General features: G+C 62.5%; 25 protein-coding genes and 2 pseudogenes. 24 read left to right on the top strand and 3 right to left on the bottom strand.

The annotated features are described in order from the left end of the window. The first annotated feature begins 26 nt into the window (after nucleotides 1–26). Nucleotides 27–557: a hypothetical protein gene (locus KBX18_RS08310; protein WP_255995609.1), complete on the top strand. Its 531-nt coding sequence runs from the start codon at nucleotides 27–29 to the stop codon at nucleotides 555–557. A gap of 65 nt (nucleotides 558–622) precedes the next feature. Here the strand turns inward: KBX18_RS08310 and KBX18_RS08305 are convergent, their stop codons facing one another. Beyond that, on the bottom strand, nucleotides 623–1099 hold the full coding sequence (locus tag KBX18_RS08305) for an inorganic diphosphatase (RefSeq protein WP_255995608.1): 477 nt from the start codon (nucleotides 1097–1099) through the stop codon (nucleotides 623–625). 408 nt (nucleotides 1100–1507) lie between these two features. On the opposite strand from KBX18_RS08305, the gene KBX18_RS08300 reads away from it, so the two are divergent. The 5 genes from KBX18_RS08300 to KBX18_RS11895 all read left to right on the top strand — a co-directional run bounded on the left by KBX18_RS08300 (nucleotide 1508) and on the right by KBX18_RS11895 (nucleotide 6842). Continuing rightward, nucleotides 1508–3103: a SpaH/EbpB family LPXTG-anchored major pilin gene (locus KBX18_RS08300; RefSeq protein ID WP_255995607.1), complete on the top strand. Its 1596-nt coding sequence runs from the start codon at nucleotides 1508–1510 to the stop codon at nucleotides 3101–3103. A gap of 199 nt (nucleotides 3104–3302) precedes the next feature. Further along, entirely contained in the window at nucleotides 3303–4250 is a 948-nt protein-coding gene (locus KBX18_RS08295) for a class C sortase (protein ID WP_255995606.1), read from the top strand. Then, on the top strand, nucleotides 4240–5046 hold the full coding sequence (locus KBX18_RS08290) for an LPXTG cell wall anchor domain-containing protein (protein WP_255995605.1): 807 nt from the start codon (nucleotides 4240–4242) through the stop codon (nucleotides 5044–5046). The genes KBX18_RS08295 and KBX18_RS08290 overlap by 11 nt, the downstream gene beginning before the upstream one ends. Further along, on the top strand, nucleotides 5043–6119 hold the full coding sequence (locus KBX18_RS08285; protein ID WP_255995604.1) for a hypothetical protein: 1077 nt from the start codon (nucleotides 5043–5045) through the stop codon (nucleotides 6117–6119). Before KBX18_RS08290 ends, KBX18_RS08285 begins: the two co-directional genes overlap by 4 nt. Before the next feature lie 57 nt (nucleotides 6120–6176). Continuing rightward, entirely contained in the window at nucleotides 6177–6842 is a 666-nt protein-coding gene (locus tag KBX18_RS11895; protein ID WP_370687238.1) for a vWA domain-containing protein, read from the top strand. Here KBX18_RS11895 and KBX18_RS08280 read toward each other — a convergent pair. After that, on the bottom strand, nucleotides 6793–8142 hold the full coding sequence (locus KBX18_RS08280) for an IS256 family transposase (protein WP_255995603.1): 1350 nt from the start codon (nucleotides 8140–8142) through the stop codon (nucleotides 6793–6795). The two genes, KBX18_RS11895 and KBX18_RS08280, sit on opposite strands and share 50 nt — an antisense overlap. A 5-nt stretch (nucleotides 8143–8147) precedes the next feature. Here KBX18_RS08280 and KBX18_RS11890 point away from each other — a divergent pair, with 5 nt between their 5' ends. The 17 genes from KBX18_RS11890 to KBX18_RS08195 all read left to right on the top strand — a co-directional run bounded on the left by KBX18_RS11890 (nucleotide 8148) and on the right by KBX18_RS08195 (nucleotide 26098). Beyond that, nucleotides 8148–9677, top strand: coding sequence for a SpaA isopeptide-forming pilin-related protein (locus KBX18_RS11890; RefSeq protein ID WP_255995602.1), 1530 nt, complete (start codon nucleotides 8148–8150; stop codon nucleotides 9675–9677). A gap of 220 nt (nucleotides 9678–9897) precedes the next feature. Then, on the top strand, nucleotides 9898–10941 hold the full coding sequence (locus tag KBX18_RS08270; protein ID WP_255995601.1) for a hypothetical protein: 1044 nt from the start codon (nucleotides 9898–9900) through the stop codon (nucleotides 10939–10941). 34 nt (nucleotides 10942–10975) lie between these two features. Continuing rightward, nucleotides 10976–12241 carry a D-alanyl-D-alanine carboxypeptidase/D-alanyl-D-alanine-endopeptidase gene (gene dacB / locus KBX18_RS08265; protein WP_255995600.1) on the top strand — a complete coding sequence of 422 codons (1266 nt, stop codon included), beginning with the start codon at nucleotides 10976–10978 and terminating at the stop codon, nucleotides 12239–12241. Between the two features lie 180 nt (nucleotides 12242–12421). Then, entirely contained in the window at nucleotides 12422–13375 is a 954-nt protein-coding gene (gene tilS / locus KBX18_RS08260) for a tRNA lysidine(34) synthetase TilS (RefSeq protein WP_255995599.1), read from the top strand. A gap of 63 nt (nucleotides 13376–13438) precedes the next feature. After that, nucleotides 13439–14086 (top strand): hypoxanthine phosphoribosyltransferase, encoded by a 648-nt coding sequence (hpt, locus tag KBX18_RS08255; protein ID WP_255995598.1) that lies wholly within the window; start codon nucleotides 13439–13441, stop codon nucleotides 14084–14086. A gap of 120 nt (nucleotides 14087–14206) precedes the next feature. Beyond that, a complete protein-coding gene (gene ftsH / locus KBX18_RS08250; protein WP_255995597.1) occupies nucleotides 14207–16813 on the top strand; it encodes an ATP-dependent zinc metalloprotease FtsH in 2607 nt (868 codons plus the stop codon). A 77-nt stretch (nucleotides 16814–16890) separates the two neighbouring features. Further along, entirely contained in the window at nucleotides 16891–17493 is a 603-nt protein-coding gene (gene folE / locus KBX18_RS08245) for a GTP cyclohydrolase I FolE (RefSeq protein WP_050748861.1), read from the top strand. A 5-nt stretch (nucleotides 17494–17498) separates the two neighbouring features. After that, nucleotides 17499–18395, top strand: coding sequence for a dihydropteroate synthase (gene folP / locus KBX18_RS08240; protein ID WP_255995595.1), 897 nt, complete (start codon nucleotides 17499–17501; stop codon nucleotides 18393–18395). Next, nucleotides 18388–18828 carry a dihydroneopterin aldolase gene (gene folB, locus KBX18_RS08235; RefSeq protein WP_255995594.1) on the top strand — a complete coding sequence of 147 codons (441 nt, stop codon included), beginning with the start codon at nucleotides 18388–18390 and terminating at the stop codon, nucleotides 18826–18828. Before folP ends, folB begins: the two co-directional genes overlap by 8 nt. A 5-nt stretch (nucleotides 18829–18833) precedes the next feature. Then, entirely contained in the window at nucleotides 18834–19301 is a 468-nt protein-coding gene (gene folK, locus KBX18_RS08230; protein ID WP_255995646.1) for a 2-amino-4-hydroxy-6-hydroxymethyldihydropteridine diphosphokinase, read from the top strand. Beyond that, nucleotides 19298–19765, top strand: coding sequence for a DUF3180 domain-containing protein (locus KBX18_RS08225; RefSeq protein WP_255995593.1), 468 nt, complete (start codon nucleotides 19298–19300; stop codon nucleotides 19763–19765). Before folK ends, KBX18_RS08225 begins: the two co-directional genes overlap by 4 nt. A gap of 10 nt (nucleotides 19766–19775) precedes the next feature. Next, entirely contained in the window at nucleotides 19776–20987 is a 1212-nt protein-coding gene (locus KBX18_RS08220) for a DUF6779 domain-containing protein (protein WP_255995592.1), read from the top strand. Next, entirely contained in the window at nucleotides 20987–21679 is a 693-nt protein-coding gene (locus KBX18_RS08215) for a hypothetical protein (RefSeq protein WP_255995591.1), read from the top strand. The genes KBX18_RS08220 and KBX18_RS08215 overlap by 1 nt, the downstream gene beginning before the upstream one ends. A 34-nt stretch (nucleotides 21680–21713) precedes the next feature. Then, entirely contained in the window at nucleotides 21714–22505 is a 792-nt protein-coding gene (locus tag KBX18_RS08210) for a pantoate--beta-alanine ligase (protein ID WP_255995590.1), read from the top strand. A gap of 22 nt (nucleotides 22506–22527) precedes the next feature. After that, complete coding sequence (locus tag KBX18_RS08205) at nucleotides 22528–23547, top strand: hypothetical protein (protein WP_255995589.1); 1020 nt, start codon at nucleotides 22528–22530, stop codon at nucleotides 23545–23547. Nucleotides 23548–23614: 67 nt separating this feature from the next. Beyond that, on the top strand, nucleotides 23615–25141 hold the full coding sequence (gene lysS / locus KBX18_RS08200) for a lysine--tRNA ligase (protein ID WP_255995588.1): 1527 nt from the start codon (nucleotides 23615–23617) through the stop codon (nucleotides 25139–25141). Nucleotides 25142–25204: 63 nt separating this feature from the next. Next, complete coding sequence (locus tag KBX18_RS08195) at nucleotides 25205–26098, top strand: hypothetical protein (RefSeq protein WP_255995587.1); 894 nt, start codon at nucleotides 25205–25207, stop codon at nucleotides 26096–26098. 117 nt (nucleotides 26099–26215) lie between these two features. On the opposite strand, the pseudogene KBX18_RS08190 reads toward KBX18_RS08195, so the two are convergent. Then, nucleotides 26216–26827 (bottom strand): annotated as a pseudogene (locus tag KBX18_RS08190) (IS6 family transposase); the annotation flags it as partial. 42 nt (nucleotides 26828–26869) lie between these two features. On the opposite strand from KBX18_RS08190, the pseudogene KBX18_RS08185 reads away from it, so the two are divergent. Next, nucleotides 26870–26994 (top strand): annotated as a pseudogene (locus KBX18_RS08185) (IS256 family transposase); the annotation flags it as partial.

Genomic DNA, 26994 nt, shown 5'->3' with positions numbered 1-26994 from the left:
GAAATTAATTAGAAGCTGGAGGAACTATGCGTCGCACCACCATCCGCTCCGCTATCGCTCCTGTTCTAGTGGCAGGCGCACTGGCACTCGCCGTCGGCCAGGGTGCCGTGGCCGAAGAGTCCCGTTCAGTCACCGATACTCTTGGCCTTCTGCCCCTGACACTCGAGCTCGACGGTGAAGAGTGGCACTTGAACAAGGACGGGTCCACTTACCTTCTGGATGCCAAGCGCGTGAATGAAGAGCCGACATCAGCGGAGCGTAAAGCTTCTGAGCGAGTGCTCAACGCTAATGCCGACGAGGTTCTTGAGCAGGCAAAGCGAGCCCAGGAACACTTCGAAAAAATGGAAGATCCCAATTACCCGGGCGAGGCCACTGACCCGCTGGCTGCGGAAACAGCGGGCGTTCGCGTTGTGGGCGAAGATGACAAGCCCACCACCGACCGCGGTGTCAACGCGCAGACCGGTTCCAATGACGCTGCTCAAGCGATGGTCGCTGTGCTAGTCGCGGTGATGATGGGATCTGCCGGGTTCTACTCCGGGCGTAGAGCTCGCGCCTAGCGCTTGATAAGGGAAAGGGCTCAGCCACTGTGGCTGAGCCCTTTCTCGGCTTTAGGCCTTTAGGTTTAGCCCTTGTAGTTGGCGATGGCTGCCTCGAGGATCTTCTCCGCCTCCGCCTTGTCGCCCCAACCAGAGCCGGTGACGTCCTTATTCGGCTCCAGGTCCTTGTAGTGGACGAAGAAGTGCTCGGTCTCGTCCTTGAGGAAGTCGGAAACGTCGGTAATGTCTTGGAAGTTGTCGTAGCGGACGTCGTCAAGCACGCAGAGCAACTTGTCGTCGCCGCCGGCCTCGTCGGTCATCTTGAACACGCCGAGTGGGCGAGCCTTGACGATGACGCCCGGAAATACCGGCTCCGGAGTGATCACCAGTGCGTCCAACGGGTCGCCGTCATCTCCGAGGGTGTGGTCGATGAAGCCGTAGTCGAGCGGGTAAGCCATCGGAGTGAACAGGTAGCGGTCCAGGTAAACCTGGCCGGTCTCGTGATCGACCTCGTACTTGTTCCGGGAACCCTTGGGGATCTCGATTGTGACTTCAATAGCCATTGTTGCTCCTTGGTGGTGCTTGATCGGTTTTACGTCCACCATCGTAGCGCGCCCCCTCCTTGTGGCTCTTAGGTGTAGTCGCTGATGGCCACGTTCACCGGCTAACCCCAAAGAGGGTTCCGGCTACGTCCAAACGGGGTTAGTTGATCCGTTGATAGTTGACACGTTAATTAACGGGTATAGCATGTGTATTCGCTCGAAGTATTCAGGGAGAAAGCTGTGTGTTAGCTCCCAAAACGATTCTTCGGAGGAGCGCATGCCCGCAAGGGCGACAGGAACCATTCCGCATTTGAGTATGCGCGGGAGCTTTTTCCTGCTCAAGCTCGATAAACGTCCTGCACTACCTGCCGTCGGCAAGGCTGCTGCTGGACGGCATATAACCAACGTCTCTGAAAGGCAGACACACACATGGCAAACACCTTCACCAAGAAGACCGCCGCGATTGCCCTTGCGGCTGGCCTGGCATTCTCCGGCTCAGCCGGCACCGTTTTCGCGCCGGTGGCGCAGGCGCAGACCCTGCAAACGATCAACAACGGCACCGCGACCCTGAACATCCACAAGCTGGTCAACCCGGCTCAGATCAACGAGACCACCAACGGTAAGCCGGCTAACGCTCAACAGCTGGCCGGAGCAGGTGATCCTCTGGCGGGTGCAGTTTTCGAGGTTCAGAAGCTGGACTTGGACCTGACCACGAATGCCGGTTTTGAAGCCGCGTCGAAGCTAACGCCGCAGGAAGCCGCGAATGCGGAAAAGGACGGCAACTCGTTCCAGATGACCACTGATGCCAACGGCCTAGCCACTAGGGACGGTCTGGCGGCAGGTGTTTACCTTGTCACGGAGAAGTCCTCACAGGCACTGGAGGATGCTCTGAAGGAGAGCAACGAAACTCTTGTTCCGGCGGCGCCGTTCGTTGTTTTCCTTCCGATGGCTGACAGCGAAGCCGAAGATGGCTGGAACCGCGACGTCCACGTCTACCCGAAGAACTCCAAGCTGAAGACTGAGAAGACGGTTGTCGACGTGGACAAGCAACCGGTGAAGGGTGAGAACGAGAAGCTCGTTTATACCATCAACTCTGACGCGCGTGTTCTTCCGGAGAACCGTACTTACGCCGAGTACAACGTCGTGGACTCCTACAACAGCAAGGAGCTTCTCAACGCCGCGATCACCAATGTGACTCTCGATGGCCAAAAACTTGAAGAAGGCACCGACTACGAGGTTGTCTCCGGCACAACTGGCCAGGCAACAGCTCCGAAGGTTGCAGATGCTACTCTGACGGTCTCTTTCCTTCCTGCGGGTCTCAGCAAACTCAACAGTCTCTCGAAGAGCGGCAAGGTTGCTGTGACTCTGGAAGGTAATGTGGCCCCGATCGTTGCAGATGGTGGTAACGGCCTTGAGGACGGCGAAGTCACTAACGAGGCGCGTACGACCGGTAAGACGCTTGTAACTGGTGACCCTTCTGAGCAGACGGAAGAGTTTGAAACTCCGGAGAGCACGGTCAACAGCTACTTCGGTGCGATCCAGGTGGTAAAGAAGGACGAAGAGGGCAACCTGCTCGATGGGGCAGAGTTTGACCTCTACAAGATTCCGTCTGGAAAGACGTGCGGCCCAGAGGCGCGTAAGGATGCACAGGTGGTCCTCGAGAAGTTCCCAGTTGCTAACGGAAAGGCTGTCATCAACGGTCTCCACGTCACGGACTTCGTCGATAACAAGTCCAGCATCGATGATACTTACTGCCTGGTCGAGGTCACTGCACCTAAGGGCTACCAGCTCAGCGATGAGCACCAGGCACTGAAGCTGACCACGGAAGATGTGACTTCCAACAAGCAGGTCGACGGTGCAGGTGATGCTGCTCAGGTCTTCCATGTGACCAAGGACATTGAGAACAAGAAGCTCCCTGAGTTCACACTTCCGGGCACCGGCGGCATGGGTGTTCTCGCCTTGATCCTGGCTGGTCTGGCGCTTCTCGGTGGCGGTGCCTACGCCGCTCGCCGCAAGACTGCCTAAGCGCTAGGTAGTAGGGGCCAGTAAAAACTGGCAGGTTGTGGCTGGCTCCGCCCAATAGGGCCGGACTGGCTGGGACAACCGCAACAGGGATCGCTGAGAAAACCTGTTGCGCCTCCGGAGGGAGGCGGGCGCACCCACGTGGGGAGGCGTCGATAAGCGAAAACAAAGTATCCCCACCCATCTTCTGGAAGGAGAGTCAATGTCCTCGCTGGCACCGGTCGATTCAGGCCAGCCGGAAAGCGGCGCACCCCAGGAAGGTGCGGCCACGCCGGCAGCAAGCCGCCGCGTACTCATGCCGCTGCTCATCATGCTGCTCGGACTCGCGGTACTGTTGTACCCAGTTTTCGCGACGCAATGGAACAACTGGCTGCAGCAGCGCGCCGTCGATGAGTACCAAAGCGACATTCAGGACGGTGAACAGGAGGACCCGGGTGCCATGGAGCGCGCCCTCGAATCCGCCCGCTACTACAACGAGACGCACACCGACGGGCCAATCCTCGACCCGTGGCTCGCGCGCATTTCCAAAGACAACGTCGAGTACCAGGACTATCTGAAGGAACTCAGTGGTTACCCGGCCATGTCCCAGGTCGCTATCCCGGCGATTGACTCTAACCTGCCGGTGTATCACGGCAGTTCTGAAGAGGTGCTGCAAAAGGGCATCGGCCACCTTTTCGGCTCCGCGCTTCCAGTTGGCGGGGAAGGCAACCACACCGTGCTGACCGGTCACACCGGCCTGACCAACGCGACGCTGTGGGACAACTTGATTGACGTCAAGGAAGGCGACGCGATCTATATCAACACCCTCGGACGCGCGATGAAGTACGAGGTCCACAACATCGAGGTCGTGCTGCCGGACGAAACCGACAGTTTGAAGGCCCGCGACGGGGAGGACCTGCTGACACTGATCACCTGTACCCCGTACGGCGTCAACACGCACCGACTGCTCGTGCATGCGCACCGAGTGCCGATGGATCCGTCGGAAGAAGACGTGTTCGACAAATCGACCAAGTTCATGCAGTGGTGGATGTGGCTCATCCTCGCGATTGCGGCCGCAGCAATGATCGGAATCATGTGGTGGCTGCGCAAGCAGAAGCAGGCTGCAAAGGCTAAAGCCGGCGTCGACAGTGAGTCGGACGATGAAATCTAGAGGGTTGGCGCTCAGTGCGTGTGTGATGATCGCGTTGGGCGCGGTGTCTAGCGGGGTCGCAGAGGCGCAGATTCGACCAGTCACCGGCAACGACAAGACCTTGAACGGATCGCAGGTCAGCGCCGATGAACGGATGACGCTTGAAGTGCGCAAGAAGGGGTTCAACGCCTTCGATGATCCAGTCCCCGGAGCGCTCCCTCCAGGCGATCTCACCGGCATCACCTTCGTGCTTTACCTGGCGCCTGACTTTGACGTGACCACGGATGAGGGGCGCAAAGAAGCCAGTCGCGCCCGCTCCAAAGAGGAATGGGATGCGATCAACCGTTACGAGGTCGCGAGGGAGAAGACGGACGGTCGACGCGTCGCAACGTTCACGGACCTCAAACCCGGCCTGTACCTCCTCGAAGAGATCCGGCCGGATACCGAGCACAACTATCTCACCTCGTCGCCGCGCTGGGTCGTGCTCCCGGTGGCCGACGCTATGGGGGAGGAGTTCGAGCACGAGAACATTGTCGTCGTGAAGCCGGCGCCCACCTCGACTCCTCCACCAGTGGTGCCGCCAACAACGACCACACCGCCAACAACCACCACGGGTGCACCGCCGCCGAACAAGACCCCCACAACTTCATCGAACCCAGTTCCGGGACAGCCGCCGGAGGAACCATTTGAAGACGGACCGCGCTTACCGCGAGGCGTAGGGGCATCGACCGGCGCGAATGTGGTGCTCAGCATCATTGCGGGCCTGATCCTCCTCGGTCTCGGAGTGTTCATGTCAAAGAGGAAGAAGCGCAGTTGAAGAACCTTTGCCGAAAGACGGCGGTGAAGCTGTCGGCTCTCGTCGCTACTGCTGCCCTTGTCATGCCTCTGGCCCCGGTACAAGCCCAGGACCTGGCGGTTGAGCAGGATGCCGTGCCCGCCCCAGTTTCCGGCGAGACGAATGCTGATGCTCAACCACATCCCGACGACGAAGCCGAGCTGTCACCCAGCCCGCTCGACACTCCGTGGTTACAGGAGCGGGCCGACGGGAGGATTGCTCAAGTTCAAGGTGCGCAGACGCTTAACGACGCATCCTCCCTAAGCGCCGACACCACGTTCAAACACGTCGGAGCCAGTGAGGCTGGCACCCGGAAGTTCGAGTTGCGCTCGGAGATTGAAGTCACCGGCCTTCCGGACCCCGACCAGACTGTTTCCCTGGACAGCCTTTCGTTTGTCCGTAACCAGTACGATGTTCCCACTCAGTGGGTTGAGGACATCACCGTGAACGGGGTGCCTCTCACTGACGACAAGGCTGAGGTTTTCGAGTATCCGGACTTAGATTCTTACGCGGAAGCCGGTATCGACTACGAGGTCGACATTCCCAGTGATGTCACTGGTGACCTGATCACTGTCGACACCCACGGGATTGACCTGCCCCAATCGTTCACAGTCTCCATGACGGTGCACCTCCCGGAAGAAACTCCGGTAGACGGAAGGTACAAGTGGGAGCTCTACACAGGTTCTGCTGATGCTTTCACGCTGAACAGTGCAGCGCTTGCCGTTGATTCGGGAGCGCGTCTGGCGCCGGAGTATGGGACTGTGCCGGAAGGCCACGTGCGAGTGGTCGTCCAGGTCGGTGGCGATCAGATCTACGGACCCTCCGGCCGAAACGCAGCATACTGGGAGCAGAACGGCAACGGTGCCACGCGTGTGCCAGGACGACTTCCGAGTACCTACGGCTTCACTGCCGGCGAGGGGGCGCAGTTGCAGCTTTACGCACCGCGCGACGGTAGGTTCGGCAATTCGGAGGCTCACTCTGAGATGACGAGCGCTGACCCCCTCGTTCCGATCAACGAGCCATGGGCAACGTGCACCGCTGATGCTAACGGATAGTGTGTTTTCGATATTCCCGCTACCGGTAGGGATGCTCGACCCTACTACTGGATTGGCATGTCTAAAGCTTCGCCGGGTTACACGGCGCAACCACTGGTGAGAATCGGTGGCTCGGGTAACTCTTTCACGAGCACCGGGGAGGCTATGCATTACATCTACGCCACCCCAAACTTAACGCCAGGGTCCACGTTCTACTCAGGGGTCAACGTCACCCGCTCGCGCAACACTGGCTACGGTGCAGACTGGCAGGGCACAGGCAACTCAGCAGCATTCATGTACGAGGTCCAAGGCAACGGATCAAACCACCGAAGCTCCCTCGGCGTTATCCAGCAGGTGCGCGATAATCCGGCTATGCCCGAACGCTGCGGGTTGAATGTAGCGCTAGTCGTTGACCTTTCCGGAAGTATGGGATCGCAAGGTCTTAAAACGATTAAGGGTGTAGTCAACTCCGTGGCCTCTCGTTTGCAGGGCACTGATACGAATCTTGGGTTGTTCAACTTCGCTGAGAACTCACCCGCTAAACGAAATGGATCCAACCTCAGTTCTCCGGTCAGTGTGAGCACGCAAAGCGGTCAAGCCGCGATTAAGAAATGGGTAGATGGGCTTGCTATTCCCACCGAACGTGAGGGGCAGGCCACGAGAGTGTCCGTTTGTTTGTGTGTGGGGGTTTGGTTTACAAGTAGTCGGCGAATCGGTTGGGGTGTGCCACGGCTAGTTGGTTGATGGCTTGTTTCCACCCGGTGGCTTTCGCTCCTTCAATATAGCCATTGCATTCGATGTCGCGCTTCGCTTTCTTCGCTCGCTGGGCAGCGCGTTTGTCTTCGATGTTGCAGATCATCAGCCACAGCGTCTTCAACGCCGCGGTGTCGTTGGGGAACTGGCCGCGGTTGCGGGTAGCTTTGCGCAGTTCAGCATTGAGCGATTCAATCGCGTTCGTGGTGTAGAGCACCCTGCGGGCTGCTGGCGGGAACTGCAGAAACGGCACGAAACGATCCCAGGCATCACGCCACACTTTCACCGACTGCGGGTACTTCCGGCCCAGCTCACAGGCCTCGAACGCGTCTAGGGCGGCACGAGCGGTGTCTTCGTTCGGTGCGGTGTAGACCTCACGTAGCGCACGGGAGACACCTTTGCGGTCTTGGTAGGACACCCACCTATTCGCTGCCCGTATCAGGTGCACGATGCAGGTCTGCACCATAGAATTCGGCCAGGTTGCCTCCACGGCTTCGGGCAGGCCTTTGAGCCCGTCGCAGCAGACGATGAAGACGTCTTGCACCCCACGGTTGGCCAGATCAGCGCACACGGATGCCCAAAAGCTTGCACCTTCGTTATCAGCGATCCATAGCCCCAGGATGTGCTTGATGCCGTCGATATCGATGCCAACAGCCATGTAGCAGGACTTGTTGACCACGCGGTGACCGTCGCGGATTTTCACGCGTAGCGCGTCGAGGAAGATCACCGGGTAGAACTCATCCAACTGGCGGTTTTGCCAGATCAGCACCTCATCCAACACCGCGTCGGTAACGGTGCTGATGGTATCGGGGCTCATGTCCACCCCCAGAGTGGTGGCGAGATGATGCTGGATATCGCGCACCGTCATCCCGCCCGCGTACAGGGAAATAATCATGTCGTCGAGCTCTGTGAGCCGACGGGAGCCTTTGGGCACCATCTTTGGAGCAAACGTGCCGGCACGATCCCTGGGCATGGTCACATCCACCTCGCCGTAGCCAGAATTAACGGTCTTGGTGTACGACCCGTTGCGGTAGTTACCGCCACCAGTACCATCCAGCTGGGCTTTAGCCTTCCGACCGGAGTGACCGTAGCCCAAATGGGCATCCATCTCCGCCTGCAGACCAGCGTTGATCGACGCCTGCAACAGGCCTTTGACCAGCTCGCTTGCATCATCAGCAGAGGTCGACAGCTCGCTAATCAGGCTGGCCAGCTCAGGATTTTCCATCAGCTTCTCGCTGATCTCGTTGACCCTGCTCGGGTCGTGGCCTTTCTTTGGTGACACAGTAGTCATTATCGGTGAAACTCCCTCTCAATCAGAGCCTCACACACAAACTTCCCGACACCCTCCAGGCCACTAACTGGCAGGAAGCTCTTTATCGAGTAGCGCAATATAACGAGCAGAATCCCAGTAACCAATACGACGTCGTGTACATGATCACCGACGGCAATCCAACTGTTCGAAAAGATGACGCGTTTGGCAATACCAACGCAGGTGGAGGTTTTCTGACGCCTGATGGTGCTGCTACAGAGTTTCGTGACATCGAAGGGGCTATTGGTGCAGCGAACATGGTGAAAGCTCAAGGCACGCGCATTGTGGCCGTTGGCATTCCGTCTAGGTGGACGGGTGTGATCACCAACCGAAACGATCAGCTCGCTGTTTCTGACGAAAACTTGAAGTCAATTTCTGGTGGACGTGGATACCGGGGTGGCGAACGCAATCTCCGTGCAGCTGACTTCGCCCAGTTTGAAGACAGTGAAGTCATGCAGCAGGCAATCATCAACTCCCTCAATACATGTGCGATTACGGTCGAGCGCCGTTTCTATGAAGGGGAAGATCCGAATGTGCGTCCCACGCCGGAAAACACTCGAGGGACGAATGAGGAGACGGTGTCTGGCCAATGGTCGTTCCACTCAGAGGAGACACCCCCAAGCCGTGATGTAACAACCGAAGACAAGGTTCCCAGTGCCTGGAACAAGCGCAGGGACAACTACGTTTCGGAGTTTTCTCTGGAGGAGCAAGCTACCTATCCGAAGGTCGTGATACGCGAGGACCCTTCGAAGATTCCAGAAGGCTGGGTCCGCATGGATGCTGAGGGCGGCAAGCGCGCACAGTGCTTCGACCCTAGGGGTAACCCGGTGGCGGTGAATAATCTCCCCGCTGGGGAAAACCCCGCCCAGTACCCGAAGAACACGATTGACGGTGGTCTGACAAATGACTTCTCACTGACCAATGTTCCAGTTTCAGGAGCCCACTGCATCGTGTACTACCAGGCCAAGCCGCCCGGGCAGCCGTTCAAGTTCAAGCTCAACAAGGTTGATTCCACGGACAACTCCATCAGCCTTGACGGTGCCCAGTTCACGCTTACTGGGCTGGACAAGGACAACGCAGGTGAAAAGAAGCCGATCACGGTTCCAGGTGCTGGCAAAGATGAGTTCCATTGGGACAAGCTCGCCACCGGACGTTACGAGTTACGGGAAACGAAACCAGCCGACAACGGTTATGTCATGCTCGGCGAACCGGTGTACTTTCGCGTCGCTACAGCAAAGGAAGGGAATAGAGAGCTCACGAAGCTCTACCTCCTCGCAGGTAAGGATGATCGCACGGGCAGGGAAGTGACTGACCCGGACAGGATCGAGACGTTCCCGGTGACCCACTTCGGTCAGACCACGGTTGGCAACGAGGTCCAGGTGACCATGAAGGTCGCCAACACGAAGAGTGGCACCCTTCCGAAGACCGGTGGTCACGGTGTCTACGCGCAGATGCTGTGTGGGCTGGTGCTCATGCTGGCGGGAGCGGTCACGGTGCGTCGATGTAGCGCAGTGTAAAAGCACGGAGAAGAGGACTCCCCACTAGGAGTACCGAGAAATCAGTTCGCTAAGTGGGGAGTGTGCACTTTCGCATGGGTGGGCGGAGGTTGACCAGCCGGTCCGAGTGCGAAGCCTGCAGGCCGAGCGATTGAGCCGTTATCAGTCAGTTGCCAAATTTTAACGTCGGATTTATCTTATGACTGAATCTTCCTAACCCAGAATAAGGATTCTTGCTCCGATGAAACGTTTGACTGCTCTCACCGCTGCAACCACCGTCGCGCTGTCTTTGGTGGTTACGCCAAACGCCTCTGCAAACGACGTCAACTACTTCACCGCCTCCAACGGGGTGACCATCCCCGTCATCAAAGCATCCGAGGGTAATCAGGGAACGCTCGTGTTCCTGAATGGTGACGGCACCCGCCGCTACACCACGCCGGATAGCCACTTCATTCAGGGTATTGTTGACGAAGTCAAGAACGAGAACGTCGACAGTCTGTTCCTGCTCCCGCCGAACAACCAGGACTCTTGGTGGCGAACCCGCGATGTCGATTCCTGGTGCGACGCCGTGCGCGAGTACCTGAACACGCTGCAGACCCCAGCTATCGAGGTTGCCGGATACTCCGGCGGAGCCGAGTTCATCGGCCGCCACCTGATGCTTGACGAGACCACATGGGTGCCTAACAACACCTCCTTCACCATGATCGGTGGAGGCAGCATCGGCGGATATTCCGTTAATCCGCCGGCGCCGGGCAAGGAAGGCACGAAACTGGATTGGGTTGTCGGGCACCATGACACCTGGCTGCGGGACCAGCCCACCTTCTCTGCCCGCCACGCAGCGGAGCGTTCTGAAACCGAGTACAAGCGGACCGGCTTCGACAACACCACGCTGGAGCTGGTGGGCGGTGATCACTACAACTACGACTTCGCGCAGATCCTCGGCAGCAGCGTCCGCGAGATGAAGAGCTCCGCAGCGCCGGCACCGCCTGTCCCGCCCGCTCCGCCGGCTCCGGCACCGGAAGCACCGGCACCGGCACCGGTACCGGAAGCGCCTGCACCGGGCGCTCCTGTGCCTCCTCCGGCAGACAAGCCTGCACCGGCTCCGGAGCAAAAGCCGGCACCAGCGCCTGCACCTGAGCAGAAGCCTGCCCCGGCACCGGAGAAGCCAAAGCCGAACAAGGGCTCGGACAACGGCGACGCGAGGAAGGATGAGGCCGCGCTGGCTTGGGGCCGTGTGTGGGCCTTCCTCAGCAGCCTCCTGGTCCTGTACAAGGGCTCTAAGTAGTAAATAGCCTCTGTCGCGATACCATCAGTCTCTGATGGGCAGCGACAAGAAGCACAAGAAATGGCCGTGGGCCGTCGGCGCGGCAGCGCTGGCGGCCGTCGTCGGAGTGGCCGGCACCGGTGTGTGGGTGCAGCACGAGCTGGGGGATCTCACCCACGCGCCGGCCTACAGCATGGCGCAGCCTGCTCCGCTCGCAGTGCAGGAGGCATCGCCGGAGGGGGTTGATGGGGCGGAGCTCGTCGATAAGCTCGCGGCGCAAGCTGCGAATCCCGCGCTGGGGACGCTGCACGTGCGCATCAGTGACGGTCTGACAGGGGAGCCCGTCTTTGAGCAGCGTGCGGGTGAGCCGCTGCAGCCCGCAAGCGCGACGAAGCTGCTCACCGCGGCCGCTGCGCTGTACACGCTGGAGCCGGATGCGACGGTGAAGACGCAGGTCCTGCGACAAGGCGACGCCGTGACGATCAAGGCAGCCGGCGACGTGTGGCTCACGCCGAGCGACGTAGATGAACTCGCGGCGAAGGTCGGCTCCGCATCCGCCGTGTACGTGGACAAGAGCATCTGGCCCGAGGAGACGTTCATGCCGGGCTGGGACCCGGAGGACATCGACGGCGGTTACATCGCGCCGATGGAGCCGATCATGGTGCACGGCGGGCGCCTCGGTGAGCCGGTTGGTGACGTGCCGCGCACGCACACGCCGGCGCTCGACGTCGCGCAAAGCATTGCCGACCGCGTGGGGGCGGAGACCGTCGGTTTCGGTCCTGCGTCAGCGGACGGCGAAGTCGTGGCCACGGTCGAGTCGCCGCCGCTGACCGAGCGTCTGCGCGACATGATGAAGGACTCCGACAACGTCATGGCGGAAGCGATCGGCCGCGAAATCGCCCGCGCACGCGGAGGTACATCGCCACAGGCCACGCTCGATGCGCTCACGGAGCACGGCTTCAACATCAATGGAGTCACGCTCGCGGACTCGTCGGGTCTGTCGCGCTTTGACCTCATCCCTCCGCGCCTGCTTGACGACGTCATGGTGCGCGCCACCTCCACCAACGAACTGCGCGACCTGCTAACCACTTTGGCTGTCGCCGGCGGTGACGGCACACTTATCGACAGGTACGGCGACCTCTCCGGCCGTGGCTGGGTCCACGCCAAAACCGGAACGCTGACAGGCACGTCCGCGCTGGTGGGCACCGTCACCTCCAAAGCGGGCAACGTGTACACCTTCGCGATGATCAGCAACGACTCCGAGGTCCTGGCTGCCCGCGCCGCCCTCGACCAGTTCGCCTCTACGCTGCGGGAATACTAGCCGGGCGGCGCGGGGCAGGGGCGCGGGGGCAGCGGTGCGGGCCGCGCTGGGGCGGGCGCCGTTCCGCGCCCCGCAAAATCCCGGTTAGCTAGAAACAGGTGACTAGAATGCCGGAAATATGAGCCCAAATGAAACATTCCAGTCGTTTGTTTCTAGTCAATCGGGTTCGGGGGCGGACTGATGCCACCGACTGAACCGTTTTGGCCGCGGGTCTCACCCCACTTCCTCGCTTGCCGGCGTGCTGTGCGCCTTCACACCGATGCCGCGAGACCTCACACCGACGCTGCGCACCCCGCCATCATCGGCCTCTCTGGCGGGCCCGACTCTCTGGCATTGGTGGCTGCTGCGGCGGCGGAAGGCTGCCATGTGCGGGCGGTGGTGGTGGATCACGGGTTGCAGGAGGGGACGGCAAGCGTGGCGGAGCAGGCGCGGGCGAAAGCGGAAAAGCTCGGTGTCCCGGCCACAATTGCGCGGGTCGAGGTGGAGACTGCGCCGGGGGAAAGCGTCGAAGCCGCTGCGCGTGAGGCTCGTTACCAGGCGTTATTTGCTGAGGCAGCAGCGGACGGCAGCGACGTGTGGGTTGCCCACACTCTCGACGACCAGGCCGAAACCCTGCTCCTCGGTGCTCTGCGCGGAAACCCTGCGGGGATGCCGGCGGTGACAGAAACAGCCGGAGGCCGTCTCGTGCGGCCGTTCCTTCAAATCAGACGAGCGGATACCGCCGGTGCCTGCGACGAACTGGGGCTGCAACCGTGGCACGACCCGATGAACGACGACACCGCTTATCGGCGAGTAGCCGTCCGAAAGTCCATCATCCCCGCCCTCAGTGACCTCATCGGCGGGGACGCCGCTGCACCGCTGGCCAAAACGGCAGAGCGGATCGCCGCTGACAACGCGCTCATTGACGCGGCTTACGACCTCAGCCCGACGAACGACTGTGCTGAACTCGCCGCCGACCCCGCTCCGATTCGGCAGCGCCGCATCAGGGCGTGGCTACGGACTTACGGGGTTGAGTTGGGTGGGGGGCAGGTAGGAAGCGTCGATAGGCTGTGCGTTGAGTGGCGCGGGCAAGGGCCTGTCGATGTCGCCGGCGCGCGGGTGGGGCGGGCGAACGGGCGGCTGTACGTTGAGTAGCTAGCCAACTTTCTCCCGCCTAATAGTGGGTCGTTCGCCCAGAGTTTTGGCACAATAGCGCACATGGCTGACTTGCACGACAAGAAGGACTTCAACGTCTCGGACCACCGTTACGGCAACGACGTGGAGGCAGTGCTCATCCCGGAGGAGGAGCTGCAGCACCGCATCCAGGAAATGGCGGACAAAGTTTCCGAGCTGTACCGGGACGCCGACGATGACCTCATCCTCGTGTGCGTGCTCAAAGGCGCGGTCTACTTCCTCACTGACTTCGCCCGCGCGCTGTCGATTCCGGCGCAGGTGGAGTTCATGGCCGTGTCCTCGTATGGCAACTCGACCACCAGCTCGGGCGTGGTGCGCATTATGAAGGACCTGGACAAGGAGATCTCCGGCCGCGACGTGCTGGTCGTGGAGGACATCATCGACTCCGGCCTGACCCTGTCGTGGCTGATGAAGAACTTGAAGGGCCGCCAGCCGAAGAGCTTGAGGGTGGTCACGCTGCTGCGCAAGCCTGAGGTGCAGAGTGCGCAGGTGGAGCTTTTCGACGTCGGGTTCGACATCCCCAATGAATTCGTCATCGGTTACGGCTTGGACTATGCGGAGCGCTACCGCGATTTGCCGTACATCGGCACGTTGCACCCGCGGGTCTATTCGGATGTGGGCGAAGAACCGGTTCCTGCGCGTGAAGAAGGCCCGGAATCCGTCGAGATTTGATCTGTCGTTCACGGCGACGCTGTGAGCGAACGTTCCGCCCGGGAATTTAATGTCCAGCCCGTGAGTAGGGTGTAATAGCTAGAAACCATTCACCCCCTCCCCACCAAGCAAAAGGGCTAGATGAATAACAAACTGGTCGTGCGTTACGGCATCATCGGTGCCGTCCTGCTGATTCTGCTGTACCTGACCACCTTGATCGGTGATCAGTCTCGCAACTACGTCGAGGTAGATACCTCTATCGCGTTGCAGCAGTTGGCGGACAATAACGTCGAAGAAGCTCAGATCGATGACCGTGAGCAGCGTGTTCGCCTGGATCTGCGTGAACCCATCACCGTCGAGGAGCGCGAAGGCATTGAGTCTGTGCAGGCGCAGTACCCGGCGCGCACGACTCCGGACATTTTCAACGCGGTACGCGAGTCGGAGACGGAGACCTACACCACCAACGTGACGCAGGATTCCTTCCTGCTGTCGATGTTGGGCTTCATGTTGCCGATGCTGCTCATCTTCGGCTTGATCATGTTCTTCATGTACCGCATGCAGGCGGGTGGCGGCATGTTCGGCATCGGTGGCTCGCGCGCCAAGCAGCTGACCAAGGACATGCCGACGAACACGTTCGCCGATGTCGCCGGCGCGGACGAGGCTGTCGACGAGCTACAGGAGATCAAGGACTTCCTCCAGGACCCGGAGATCTACGAGAAGCTGGGCGCGAAGATCCCGCGCGGTGTGCTGCTCTACGGCCCGCCCGGCACCGGTAAGACGCTGTTGGCGCGCGCTGTCGCAGGTGAGGCTGGGGTGCCGTTCTACTCCATCTCCGGTTCGGACTTCGTGGAAATGTTCGTCGGTGTCGGTGCTTCCCGTGTGCGCGACCTGTTCAAGCAAGCTCGCGAGAACTCGCCGTGCATCATCTTCGTCGACGAGATTGATGCAGTCGGCCGTCAGCGCGGCTCCGGCACCGGCGGCGGTCACGACGAGCGTGAGCAGACCCTCAACCAGTTGCTCGTGGAGATGGACGGCTTCGGTGACCGCGAAGGCGTCATCCTCATTGCCGCGACGAACCGGCCCGACATTCTCGACCCGGCGCTGCTGCGCCCGGGCCGTTTCGACCGCCAGATCCCGGTGACCAACCCGGACTTAGCCGGCCGCAAGAAAATCCTCGAAGTTCACGCGAAGAACAAGCCGCTCGGCCCCGATGTCGACTTGGGTTCCCTGGCGGAGCGCACCGCCGGCATGTCCGGTGCGGACCTGTCCAACGTCCTCAATGAGGCCGCTCTGCTCACCGCCCGCATCGGCGGCAACGTGATCACTGCCGACGCTCTCGAGGAAGCGTCCGACCGTGTCGTCGGTGGCCCCCGCCGTTCGTCGAAGATCATCTCCGAGAAGGAGAAGAAGGTCACTGCCTACCACGAGGGTGGCCACACGCTCGCCGCGTGGGCGCTCAAGGACATCGAGCGCGTCTACAAGGTGACCATCCTGGCCCGCGGCCGCACCGGCGGCCACGCCATGACGGCCGCCGAGGACGACAAGGGCATGTACAACCGTGACGAGCTTTATGCCCGCCTCGTCTTCGCCATGGGTGGCCGTGCCGCCGAGGAGCTCGTCTTCGGCGAGCCCACTACCGGCGCGTCGGCCGACATTGAGCAGGCCACGAAGATCGCCCGCGCGATGGTCATGGAGTACGGCATGAGCTCCACTCTCGGCACCGTGAAGTACGGCGACGAGGACGGCGATCCGTTCGCGCGCGCGATGGGCGGCGGCTCGCTGGACTATTCGCCGGCGGTTGCGGAGTCCATTGACCGCGAGGTGCGTGAGCTTATCGACGTCGCACACGCCCGCGCCTACTCCATCCTCGCGGAGCACCGCGACTACTTGGATACGCTGGCCTCGAAGCTGCTGGAGAAGGAAACTCTGCGCCGCGGCGACTTGGAAGCCATTTTCGACGGGATCGATCCGCAGGATGCGGACCTGCCCATCGTGGACTCGCGCTTTACCCGCCAGGCCGGTTATGAACCGGTGAAGACCCCGGTGGAGCTGGCCAAGGAACGCGGCGAGGAACCGCCGAAGAAGTTCTCCTTGCTCGAGGCTTCCCAGCAGGCACGCGAACGCCGACAGGCGCAGCGCAAGGCTGAGTTGGACCAGGACTACAACAAGCGTTACAACCAGGGTGGATCCTCCCGCTGGCGTCGCGGCCAGAACCAGGACGGCCAGAATGGTGCAGGCCCGAACGGTTCCGCACCGTACCCCGGCGGCGAGGGACCCCGCCCGCGTTACGACGGTCCCCAGCCCCCGGCCGACTGGTCCTACGCCGGCGACGGACGCACTGGCCAGCCTGGCGGGCAGAGTCAGCCCGGCCAGCCGGTCCCACCTGTGCAGCCGGCACCTCAGCCACAGCCCCAGCCCATGCCGAACCAGCCGACTGAACAGTTCGGCGCCGCGCAGCCTGCACCGCAGGGTCAGCCGCAGCCGCAGCACCCGGGAACGAACGCTTACCCCGCGCACCCGCAGGGCCAGCCGCCGCAGCAGGAGCTGATCGGTTTCCGTCTCCCGGAAAATGAGCAGCCGGACCACCAGTGGGACGACAAGAAGGATGCGCCGGGTGAAGAATCGGTGCCGAGCCAGGACGCCTCTGGCGTGGCTGAGCCGACGTCGGAGGATTCTGATCCGACCCAGCAGTTGCCGCGCCCGGACGCTGACCCGGGCAACTCCCGACCCCTGAAGCCGGAGGAGTGACAGTGACCAAGCCTGAAGACAACGTCGACGAGATCGTCAATCCTGGTCTGTTGGCCGGCGATGCAGAAGTGGAACCGATCGTCGAGCCCGGCACCGGGGATGGCAGCGGGCGCCCCGCGTTCGACCGCGAGCGCGCCGAAGCCGCTGTGCGCGAACTGCTGCTCGCGGTGGGGGAGGACCCGGACCGGGAAGGTCTCGTGGACACCCCGGCCCGAGTCGCCCGCGCCTACGAAGAGGTCTTTGCTGGGCTGCACGTCGACCCGACGGAGGTCCTGGACAAGACGTTCGCGGAGAACCACGAGGAGCTCGTCCTGGTGCGTGATGTGCCGATCTACTCCACCTGCGAGCACCACCTGGTGCCGTTCTACGGCGTGGCGCACATCGGCTACATCCCCGGCAGTGACGGTCATGTCACCGGTTTGTCCAAGCTAGCGCGGCTGGCGGATATGTACGCGAAGCGTCCGCAGGTGCAGGAGAGGTTGACTAGTCAGATTGCGGATGCACTCGTCGATAAGCTGCAGGCGCAATCCGTGATTGTCGTGATTGAATGCGAGCACCTGTGCATGGCCATGCGTGGTATCCGCAAGCCGGGCGCAACGACGACGACCTCGGCTGTGCGCGGCGGTTTCAAGCGCAATGCCGCATCCCGTGCTGAAGTGTTGAGCCTGATCAGGGGGTAAAAAGCATGACCACGGTGAAGGAGCTGACCACCCCGGGCCGCACGATGGTCATGGGAATCCTCAACGTCACCGAGGACAGCTTTTCAGACGGCGGCAAGTGGCTCGACCGCGACGCCGCCATCGCGCATGCGAAGGACCTGGTGGCACAGGGTGCGGACATGATCGATGTCGGCGCCGAATCGACCCGTCCCGGTGCCACCCGCGTGGAGGCTGACCTCGAAGCTGAGCGCGTGAAGCCGGTCATCGCGGCGCTGCACGCGGAGGGAATCCGCACGTCGGTGGACACGATGCGCGCGTCGACGGCGCTTGCCGCAGCCGAAGCTGGCGTAGACATGATCAACGATGTCTCCGGCGGCCTAGCCGACCGTGATATGTACCGCGTCATGGCGGAGACCGGCTTGCCGGTGTGCCTCATGCACTGGCGGACTCTGAATGGCGGCGAATTCGGCAACGCGGCCGGTGCGGCTGATCACGGCGGAGACGTGGTGGCCGACGTGCGCGATACCCTGAAGCGCCTGACTGACAACGCGGTCGACGCGGGTGTGGACCGCTCGCAGATCGTGCTGGACCCGGGCCTTGGTTTCGCGAAAACCGCCGCCGACAACTGGGCGCTGCTCCAGGCGCTGTCTGAACTCATCGACGGGGACCTGCCCATCCTCGTCGGCGCCTCCCGCAAGCGTTTCCTCATGGAGGTCCGGGCAAACCGCGGCTTGGAAGCGAACCCGGGCCTGGCGGATCCCGCGACGAGCGCGGTGACGGCGATCAGCGCGCACCTCGGCGCATGGGGCGTCCGGGTGCACGAAGTCGATGTGTCGCGTGACGCGGTCGATGTCGCCGCCGCATGGCGTCTCGGCGCAGACTACGCCAGCACGCAGAACACCCCAGGAGGTAGCAATGGCTGACCGCATTCAACTGACCGGCATTCAGGTCCACGCGAACCACGGTGTCCTGCCGCATGAGACGGAGTTCGGACAGCCGTTCACCGTCGACATCACCTGCTGGCTCGACTTCGCAGCCGCTGCAGCCGGGGATGATCTGACGCAGACCGTGAACTATGCCGCGTTGACGCAACTGGCTGTGGACATCGCGGGTGGTACTGCGCGCCAGCTCATCGAGACCGTCGCCACCGAGATCGCCGACGCTGCGCTTGCCGAGTTCACCCAGCTCCACGCCATCGAGGTCACTGTGCACAAGCCGCATGCGCCCGTGGGCGTTGCGCTTGACGACGTCGCCGTCACATCCCGCCGCTCCCGCAAGACCGCCGCGTCCATGCCGACGATGGTGCGCCCCAGCACCCCCGGCGCGCCTGGACACGCAGGCGCCGAGGAGGCCTGACCGTGATGCGCGCTGTCATTTCCACCGGGTCCAATATGGGGAATTCGCGCGCGCACCTGGCCAAGGTGGCCGAGGACTTCGCCGCTGAACTCGTGGAGGCCTCGAGCTTCTACCGCACTCCGCCGTGGGGTGGGGTGGAGCAGCAGGACTTCCTCAACCAAGTGCTTATCGTCGAGGTCGAGGAGTCGCCCGAAGAGCTGCTCGCCCGCTGCCAGCGCCTCGAACGCAAAGCGGGCCGCGTGCGCGAGGTCCGCTGGGGCCCGCGCACGCTCGACGTGGACATCATCGCGCTTTTCGACGACACCGGCGCCCCGATCACCCGCGCCACCGAGAAACTGACCGTGCCGCATCGCCGCGCTTTCGAAAGAGCCTTTGTGCTGGTGCCGTGGGGGGAGGTCGGCGGGGACGTCGATAAGCATCTGGCTGCGCTCGCCCCCGCGGAGGTCGCCGAGGTGCGGAAGGTGGAGCCGTGAAACGCACCGACATCGCAGCTCTCATCGGAACCGCGGGGTTCTTCGCCGCGGCCGCGCTGATCCTGGTGCGTCGCTTCTACGGCTCATGGCAGACAGTGTCCATCGTGTGGGCGTTGCCGTTGTGGGCGGTCGGCGCGCTCTGCGTCTTCCTGGCGGTGATGGTGCGCCGCCGGCGTGACGAGGGCCGCGTGGGCTTGGACCGCTCCCAACTCAACCCGATGATGGTGGCTAACTTCCTGGTGATTGGGAAGTCCGGCGCTTGGGCGGGGGCGGTACTGGGCGGCTGGTTTTTGGGTATCACATTATGGGTGGTGCCGCGGATAAATATGCTTGCTGCGGCAGAGGCAGATGCGCCAGGGGTGCTCGCGGGACTCGCAGGCGCAGTTTTCTTAAGCGTTGCTGGTGTTATTCTTGAGCGTTCCTGCGAAGTGTCGCCACCTAATGAGGGTGAAGGTGCGGGTTAAGGTAAAGGGCATGACTGAACAGGCAGGACGGACCCGATCGCGCGACGGGGGCAATCTGTGGATGATGCTCCTGATCGCTCTGGCATTGATTGCAACTGTGATCATGCTGATCAGCGATTCCTCCGTCTGGCTCCAGGTCGCCCTGCTCGCCGCCCTATGGGCCGCAATCCTCGGTTTCTTGCTGGTCACCCGCACGCGACACGACCGCGACGCCGCCCAAGCGCTTCTCGACGCCGAGCGTCGCGAGCACGCCGCCGAAATCGACGCCCTCAACGCCCGCAATGAAGCCGACCGTGCCGCCGAAGGCCTCCCGCCTACCACCGCCGATGCGGAGATCTTGCGCGAGATCCGCGAAGAGTTGGCGAACCTGCGGGCACAGCTTGAGGACCTCTCCGGCCGGGAATTCGGCTACGAGCCGGCTGCCCTCCAAGCCGAAGCGCGGCGCGTCCGGGAGATCGAGTCACGCACCAGTCACGTTGTCCGCTCCGAGGCGCAGCAGCAACCGCCGCGGGCTCACGCACAGCAGCAGCGCCCAACGCAGCAGCACCCGCAGTCAGCACAGCAGATGCCGTCCCGCCGCTGGCAGGGCCCGGGTGCAGAGGATGACACCTCCCGCATCGAGCCGGTCCGCGTCCAGGAGCAGCCTGAACCGCCGCGCGCGACCGCGCGCCAGACTGGCCCCGGCTCCTCCTCTCTGTTCGGCGCGCCGTCCTCGGATGCTGTCGCCGGCCGCGTCGGATCGCACCGCGCTCCGGAGGGCCGCAACCCGCTGACCGACCTGATCCGCGAGCGCCAGGAAGAGATCGAGCGCGAGCAGGCTGCGCGCGAGGCGCAAGAAAAGGCTGAGGCTGAGCGCCGCGAGCGCGCCGCCCGCGAGCAGCGCCAACGGGAAGAAGAGCAGCGCCGTCAGCGCGAAGAAGCACAACGCCAGCACGAGGCGGAGCAGCGCCGCCAGCTCGAGGAGGCCAAGCGCCGCCAGCGGGAAGAAGAGCAGCGTCGCCACCGCGAGGAGCTAGAGCGCCGCCAGCGTGAGGAAGCGGCTCGGGCGCAGGAGGCGCAGCGGGCTGAGTTGGAGGCTCGTGAACGTCGAGAAGCCGAAGAGCGTGCCGCCGCAGAGACCCGCAGAGAACAGGATGAACCCCGCGGACGCCGTCGCGCAGACGAGCGCGGCGATGGATCGCTGACCGTTGCTGAGCTGCTCGCGCGCAGTAGGGGCCAGTAATGCCAGCACCACGCCTGCACGTCGGGTACATGGGCAAGACTGACCTGGCCGATGAGTTGGCTCGTGTCGGGCACCGGACCACCCCGATTACCGGTGGGGAGTCGCTGGAGCCGTTCGACCTCATCGTCATCGAGCAAGTCTGGTGGGCCATTCCGGTGCTTGCGGAGGGGATGTCGCAGCGGATCCGCAAAGGTCAGATGGTGCTGCACACCGCGGTGGAGACCGGGGTGCAGGCGCTCGATCCGTTCGAAGTCAACGGCGCGATTGTCATGGCGGCGCACCGGGTGTGGAAAAACTACTGGGTGACTTCGGCGGCGGATGACGTCGGTGAGTCCGTGGTCAACCTGCTCATCAGTGAAATCGGCGGCAACGTGACGCTGATTGAGGACCGCCAGCGCCCGGCGATCAAGGCCGCAGAGCGGATGCGAGCGCTGTCCTACGAGGTGAACATGGACGCTTACAACATCCTGCGCCGCAACATTCGCGCGATCGAGCCGGACGCGGTCGAGTTTTGGGGCCCAGAGGATGAGCCCATGGCGGACACGATCGACGTCGATGAGCTCGAGTCGATTTACGGCGCGATTGAAAGCACGGATATTGCGACCTTGTACGCCGCGTTGGAGCGCCGCTACGCCTCGCGCAACAAGCTCGCGGACCAAGAGTTGTGGGCGCTGGGCAAACGCCCGATGTAGGCCCGGCATTCGCTGGCCCGTACGCTTGGGACCCATGACGTTCACGCCGGGCACAGCCACTGTTGTCACCGATCCAGCGCAGCTGGCCACCTACGGCCGCGCGTTCCGCAAGACAGGCAAGCGCGTCACGCTCGTCCCGCTAGGGGAGGGCATTCACGCCGGCCACATTTCCCTGATTCGCGCCGCGAAGTCGTTGCTGGGCAGCATGGTCATAGTCACCTACTCCGGCGCGGAGGTTCCCGCAGACTTCGCCCGCGAGGGGGTGGACGTGGTCTTTCACGGCAGCTTCGATCCGGCGGTGCGCATCACGCCGCAACTGGACCACCTCGAGGACCCGGACGCGATCGCTGACGCCGTCACGCGCACCGTCGCTGCGATCAACGCCACGCACGCGACGGATGTGGTGGTCGGGGAGAAGGATTTCGAGGAGCTCGTCGCGCTCCAGCACGCAGTCACCGCGCTGCGCATGGAGGTCCAGCTGCATAGCTTGCCGACGGTTCGTGCCAGCGGCGGCATCGCCATGTCACTGCGCAACGAGCATGTCGCACCGGAATCCCAGGACGCGGCCCTTGCCATTGGCGCTGCGTTGACCGCCGGCGCGCATGTCGCCGAAGACGGGCCGGAGCGGATCCTGCAGACGGTGTCGGGAGTGCTCGAGGCTGGCGGTGTGACCCCGGAATATGTGGAGCTGCGGTCGCTCGCGTTCGGCCCAGCGCCTAGTGTCGGGGACGCCCGCCTGCTCGTTGCTGCGACCGTGGGCGGAGTGCGCTTGATCGACAACGTCGGTGTGCCGGTCGGAGTGGGTTTTAGAAACCTTGACGCGTAAAACGCCGGGGTATGTTTAATGCATGCCCCACCATGATTTCTATTCATCGCTCGGGTTGGACCGCGACCGCGATGCTGCGAGTCTCGCCGCGACGATCGACTGGCGGCTCGCGGACAGTAACATCAGCCCCGCCCAGCGTGATGAGCTGCAGGTAGCCCAGAAAATCCTGGGTGACGAACGCCGCCGAGCGCTGTACGACGCCCGTTTGGACGACCCGACCGCGCCGACCATCGACGTTGCCTCCCTGCGCGAACTGGCCAATATCGATTTCGGCCCGGCCGAGGCTGGCGAGGCGGCGGACGAGACTGCAACCACCAGCATCCCCGTCGCACCGGCCCCGGCGGCGGAGCCTGACGCGCCGCAGGCCTCAGCCGATGAGGAGCCTAAGGCGGAGGTCAAGCCCAAGCCGAAGCAGTACTACCCGGACACAGACCCGAACGCGGAGGCAGTCAGCCCCGTGCAGCAGTACCCGGTCCAGTCATATCCGGCACAGTATCCGGGCCCGCCGCCGGGGTATTACCCGCCGCAGGTGCAGGGCGCTGACAAGCCCCGCCGCGGAAAAACGGTGCCGGTGATCCTGGGCGTTCTCCTGTTGCTCGGCGCGCTGGGTGCCGGCGGTTGGTGGTTCTGGAACAACCAGAGTGAGCCCTGGGAGCCGGAGGACCATGTCATCGCGGATGCGTTCCCGCGCATCATCGGGGAGGAGAACGGTCAGCGCGGCTGGTTGGGGATGAGGTGCACGTCCAAGGAACCGGAGGAGGGCCAGGACGCCCGGATCCGCTGCGCCGACAAGCAGCTCGGCGTGAGCGTCATGGACTACGGCACGGTGGAGGCTCGTGACGGGATGCTTCCGGATGTGGATCCGATCGTTCTCACCCAGGGTGAGTGCGAAGTGCACTCGTACGAACGCGCGGGTCAAAGCCCGCCGGCTTATGTCCTTGCTCCGCAGGGGCAGGATGGCCGGTTCCTCCTCGTGGTCAACGGTGAGGACGCAGAGAACAAGCGCCTCCACCTCAATATGTGCGATAAGACCCGCGAGTGACCGAGCGCTGATTCTGGACGTTGCCTGACTACTACTCAATTCGCAGAACCGACTACGGTAGGAGAGCGTGACTACCCAGGACCTTTCAGAGCAGCAACAGATCCGCCGCGCGAAGCGTGAGAAGCTCCTTGCGGAGGGGCATGAGCCGTACCCGGTCGTTGTCGACCGCACGACGTCGCTGAAGGACCTGCGTGCGAAGTACTCCACCACTGAGGGGGAGCTCGAGCTGGAGCCGGGTGAGGAGACGCAGGATGAGGTTGCGGTCGCAGGCCGCATCATGTTCCAGCGCAACACCGGCAAGCTGTGCTTTGCGACGTTGCAGGAAGGTGACGGCACCCAACTCCAGGTCATGCTCTCTCTGGCGGAGGTCGGCGAGGAGTCGCTGGCGAACTGGAAGGCCGATACCGACCTGGGTGATATTGTCTCCGTGCGGGGCCGGGTCATTGCGTCGAAACGCGGTGAGCTGTCTGTGATGGCGAGCAGCTGGCACATGGCGTCGAAGGCACTGCGCCCGCTGCCGGTCGCTTTCGCCGATATGAACGAAGAGCAGCGCGTGCGTTACCGCTACACCGATCTGATCATGCGTGACGATGCGCGCAAGAACGCGCTGACCCGCATCAAGGTCATCGCTGCGCTGCGCAAGTACCTCACCGGCCTGGATTTCGTCGAGGTGGAGACCCCGATGCTGCAGACTCTGCACGGTGGTGCCGCTGCGCGTCCGTTCGAGACGCACTCCAACGCCCTGGACATCGACCTGTACCTGCGCATCGCGCCGGAGCTGTACCTGAAGCGCTGTGTGGTCGGCGGCATTGATCGCGTCTTCGAGATCAATCGCAACTTCCGCAACGAGGGCGTGGATAGCTCGCACTCGCCGGAGTTCACCATGATGGAGACCTACCAAGCGTGGGGCACCTACAAAGATGGAGCAGAGACCATCAAGGGCGCCGTGCAGTTCTGCGCGCAGGAAATCTTCGGCTCAACGACGGTGACGCTTGCCGACGGCACCTCCTACGACCTCGGCGGCGACTGGAAAGTCCTGGAGATGTACCCGTCCCTGAATGAGGCGCTGGCGCGGAAGTTCCCGGGTCAGCCGGAGGTGACGATCGACTCCACCGTCGATGAGCTCAAGGGCATCGCCGCCGCGATTGGCCTGAAGGTTCCGGAGAACGCGGGCTGGGGCCACGGCAAGCTCGTCGAGGAGATCTGGGAGGAGTTGTGCTCCGACCAGCTGTATGAGCCGACCTTTGTGATCAACTTCCCGGTCGAGACCTCCCCGCTGACCCGTGATCACCGCGAGAAACCGCGCGTGACCGAGAAGTGGGACCTCTACGTCCGCGGCTTCGAACTGGCTACCGGCTATTCCGAGCTGGTCGACCCGGTGATCCAGCGCGAGCGATTCGAGGACCAGGCCCGCCTGGCCGCCGACGGCGACGACGAGGCCATGGTTCTTGACGAGGACTTCCTCGCTGCCATGGAGCAGGGCATGCCGCCGACCGCCGGCACCGGCATGGGTATCGACCGTCTCCTCATGGCCCTGACCGGTTTGGGCATCCGTGAGACCGTCCTGTTCCCGATGGTGCGCCCCGAGGCTTAAACCACCTCGCGGCTCGCGCCGAAAAGCACCTCTTTGCAGGGAGAACCGGGTTAGTCTGAGCCCATGCGCTCATTGACCCGCTCCGTGGCCGCCGTGTGCGGTGCCCTTCTGCTCGCCGTCACTGTTGTCGGCTGCTCCAAAGAGGGGGAGGAAGAGCCGGGATTCTCAACCGTGTCACCCTCCACCACTGAGGAAGCCGCGGAAGAGGAAGACATTTCCGCTACCCAAGAGAATTCCAAAGAGTCTGCACCGGAGTGTACTGAGGCCGCGCTCGAGCGAGATCTCGGTGAAGGAAACGCGCTGGGGTGGACAATCCTCGAGTGCGAGGGCGACTTTGCGTTTGTTGCCCACAAGTCCAGCGACTACCTGATCCCGATCACCTGGGAGAACGGTGGATGGAAGGTGATCCCGGAAGACGGTCAGCTTCAGAATGCGTTGTTGTCGGGTTGCTACGACCAGTCAACTGTGGACAGGCTGGGCATCGGTCCGAAGGTTCGGTCCCACATGGACAACTGCGCCACCGGCACCACGTTCGATAGCGACGCTGTCCCCGCCGACCATGCCGAGTACATCACGTCGGTTGGCCTCGGGGAAGCTATCTTCCCGGTCTCCTATCCGAAGTGCGATGGTCGCTACATCCTGATCCTGGATTCGATCGTCGACGATCCGTCGCTCGGCGACACTCGCCAGCGGCTGACCGAAGCTGTCGCTTTCGTCGGGCCCGACGGTGAGGAGGGCAAGGAGTTCACCGTGCCCGGCCAGTGCGATTCCTTGCGCAAGCAGGTTGACGGCCATGACATTTATCCCGTCTACCTGGATTTCGGGAAAGACAAGTCCGCGGCGTGCTCAGCGAAGTCACGGTACGGCGGTAACGTCCGCCCGCTTATCGACGGCGACTTCGCCTCGGGCAACAACCAATCGGTCGACGAAGCTCGTCTTGCGCTTGATCCCTGTTAGACCGTGCCGGTGGGCGTTCCCGACATGGGATATTGTCGGGTGCTGTTGCAAAGTTGGGGGGGAGAGCAGCGAAGACTCAGTTTCTCATTCCCTGATGGCCGCTGCGTGTGGGCGTTCTCAGGCCGTCTCGAAGACCCGGTTGACGATCACCGCGTCCGGGTTCGGTTGCTCGTAGGCAAACATCGTGCCTTGCCCTTTCCGTAATGAGTGCATCGCTTCCATCCCTTTCAACGTCCGGTACGCCGAGGTCCGGTTTTTGAACGCCCCCTTCGGTCCGAGGATCCGTTTCAGCCGCCCATGGTCGTCTTCCAGGATGTTGTTGAGGTATTTCACCTGCCGGTGTTCTACTGTTGGCGGGCAGATTCCCTCTGACTTCAACTCGGCGATTGCCCTGGCTAGGGAGGGTGCTTTATCGGTGTTGATGACCCGCGGGGACCCGGCTGACGCATTGGATCTGAGGGCCTTGGCCAGGAAACGCTTCGCTGCGGCGACGTTACGCTTTGGGGACAGGTAAAAGTCCAGGGTCTGGCCACCGGCGGTGATCGCCCGATAGAGGTAGCACCACCTGCCGCCGACCCGGATATAGGTCTCGTCCACCCGCCAGGACCGGGCCTGCCAATCCGGGACTTGTCGGTACCACCGAGTGTGCTTGTCCAGCTCAGGGGCGTATTTCTGGACCCAGCGGTAGATGGTGCTGTGATCGACCGGTACGCCCGAGAGTGTCAGGATGTTTGTGTGTGAGGCTCTGATTGAGAGGGAGTTTCACCGATAATGACTACTGTGTCACCGAAGAAAGGCCATGACCCGGCGAGGGTCAATGAGATCAGCGAGAAGCTGATGGAAAATCCTGAGCTGGCCAGCCTGATTAGCGAGCTGTCGACCTCTGCTGATGATGC

It is taken from the genome of Corynebacterium sp. CCUG 69979 (assembly GCF_024454095.1).
GTDB lineage: Bacteria > Actinomycetota > Actinomycetes > Mycobacteriales > Mycobacteriaceae > Corynebacterium > Corynebacterium genitalium.
This window is presented reverse-complemented; position numbering and strand designations above follow the sequence as displayed.

What these genes read in the sequence shown, in the direction of transcription:
- KBX18_RS08295 (WP_255995606.1), top strand. Translation starts at nt 3,303, where the DNA reads ATGTCCTCGCTGGCACCGGTCGATTCAGGCCAGCCGGAAAGCGGCGCA.
- KBX18_RS08215 (WP_255995591.1), top strand. Translation starts at nt 20,987, where the DNA reads ATGCCAGCACCACGCCTGCACGTCGGGTACATGGGCAAGACTGACCTG.
- KBX18_RS08210 (WP_255995590.1), top strand. Translation starts at nt 21,714, where the DNA reads ATGACGTTCACGCCGGGCACAGCCACTGTTGTCACCGATCCAGCGCAG.
- KBX18_RS08195 (WP_255995587.1), top strand. Translation starts at nt 25,205, where the DNA reads ATGCGCTCATTGACCCGCTCCGTGGCCGCCGTGTGCGGTGCCCTTCTG.
- KBX18_RS08280 (WP_255995603.1), bottom strand. Translation starts at nt 8,142, where the DNA reads ATGACTACTGTGTCACCAAAGAAAGGCCACGACCCGAGCAGGGTCAAC.
- folK (WP_255995646.1), top strand. Translation starts at nt 18,834, where the DNA reads ATGCGCGCTGTCATTTCCACCGGGTCCAATATGGGGAATTCGCGCGCG.
- folB (WP_255995594.1), top strand. Translation starts at nt 18,388, where the DNA reads ATGGCTGACCGCATTCAACTGACCGGCATTCAGGTCCACGCGAACCAC.
- KBX18_RS08310 (WP_255995609.1), top strand. Translation starts at nt 27, where the DNA reads ATGCGTCGCACCACCATCCGCTCCGCTATCGCTCCTGTTCTAGTGGCA.
- KBX18_RS11895 (WP_370687238.1), top strand. Translation starts at nt 6,177, where the DNA reads ATGTCTAAAGCTTCGCCGGGTTACACGGCGCAACCACTGGTGAGAATC.
- tilS (WP_255995599.1), top strand. Translation starts at nt 12,422, where the DNA reads ATGCCACCGACTGAACCGTTTTGGCCGCGGGTCTCACCCCACTTCCTC.
- KBX18_RS08290 (WP_255995605.1), top strand. Translation starts at nt 4,240, where the DNA reads ATGAAATCTAGAGGGTTGGCGCTCAGTGCGTGTGTGATGATCGCGTTG.
- ftsH (WP_255995597.1), top strand. Translation starts at nt 14,207, where the DNA reads ATGAATAACAAACTGGTCGTGCGTTACGGCATCATCGGTGCCGTCCTG.
- KBX18_RS08270 (WP_255995601.1), top strand. Translation starts at nt 9,898, where the DNA reads ATGAAACGTTTGACTGCTCTCACCGCTGCAACCACCGTCGCGCTGTCT.
- dacB (WP_255995600.1), top strand. Translation starts at nt 10,976, where the DNA reads ATGGGCAGCGACAAGAAGCACAAGAAATGGCCGTGGGCCGTCGGCGCG.
- KBX18_RS08220 (WP_255995592.1), top strand. Translation starts at nt 19,776, where the DNA reads ATGACTGAACAGGCAGGACGGACCCGATCGCGCGACGGGGGCAATCTG.
- KBX18_RS08305 (WP_255995608.1), bottom strand. Translation starts at nt 1,099, where the DNA reads ATGGCTATTGAAGTCACAATCGAGATCCCCAAGGGTTCCCGGAACAAG.
- KBX18_RS08205 (WP_255995589.1), top strand. Translation starts at nt 22,528, where the DNA reads ATGCCCCACCATGATTTCTATTCATCGCTCGGGTTGGACCGCGACCGC.
- hpt (WP_255995598.1), top strand. Translation starts at nt 13,439, where the DNA reads ATGGCTGACTTGCACGACAAGAAGGACTTCAACGTCTCGGACCACCGT.
- folP (WP_255995595.1), top strand. Translation starts at nt 17,499, where the DNA reads ATGACCACGGTGAAGGAGCTGACCACCCCGGGCCGCACGATGGTCATG.
- KBX18_RS08300 (WP_255995607.1), top strand. Translation starts at nt 1,508, where the DNA reads ATGGCAAACACCTTCACCAAGAAGACCGCCGCGATTGCCCTTGCGGCT.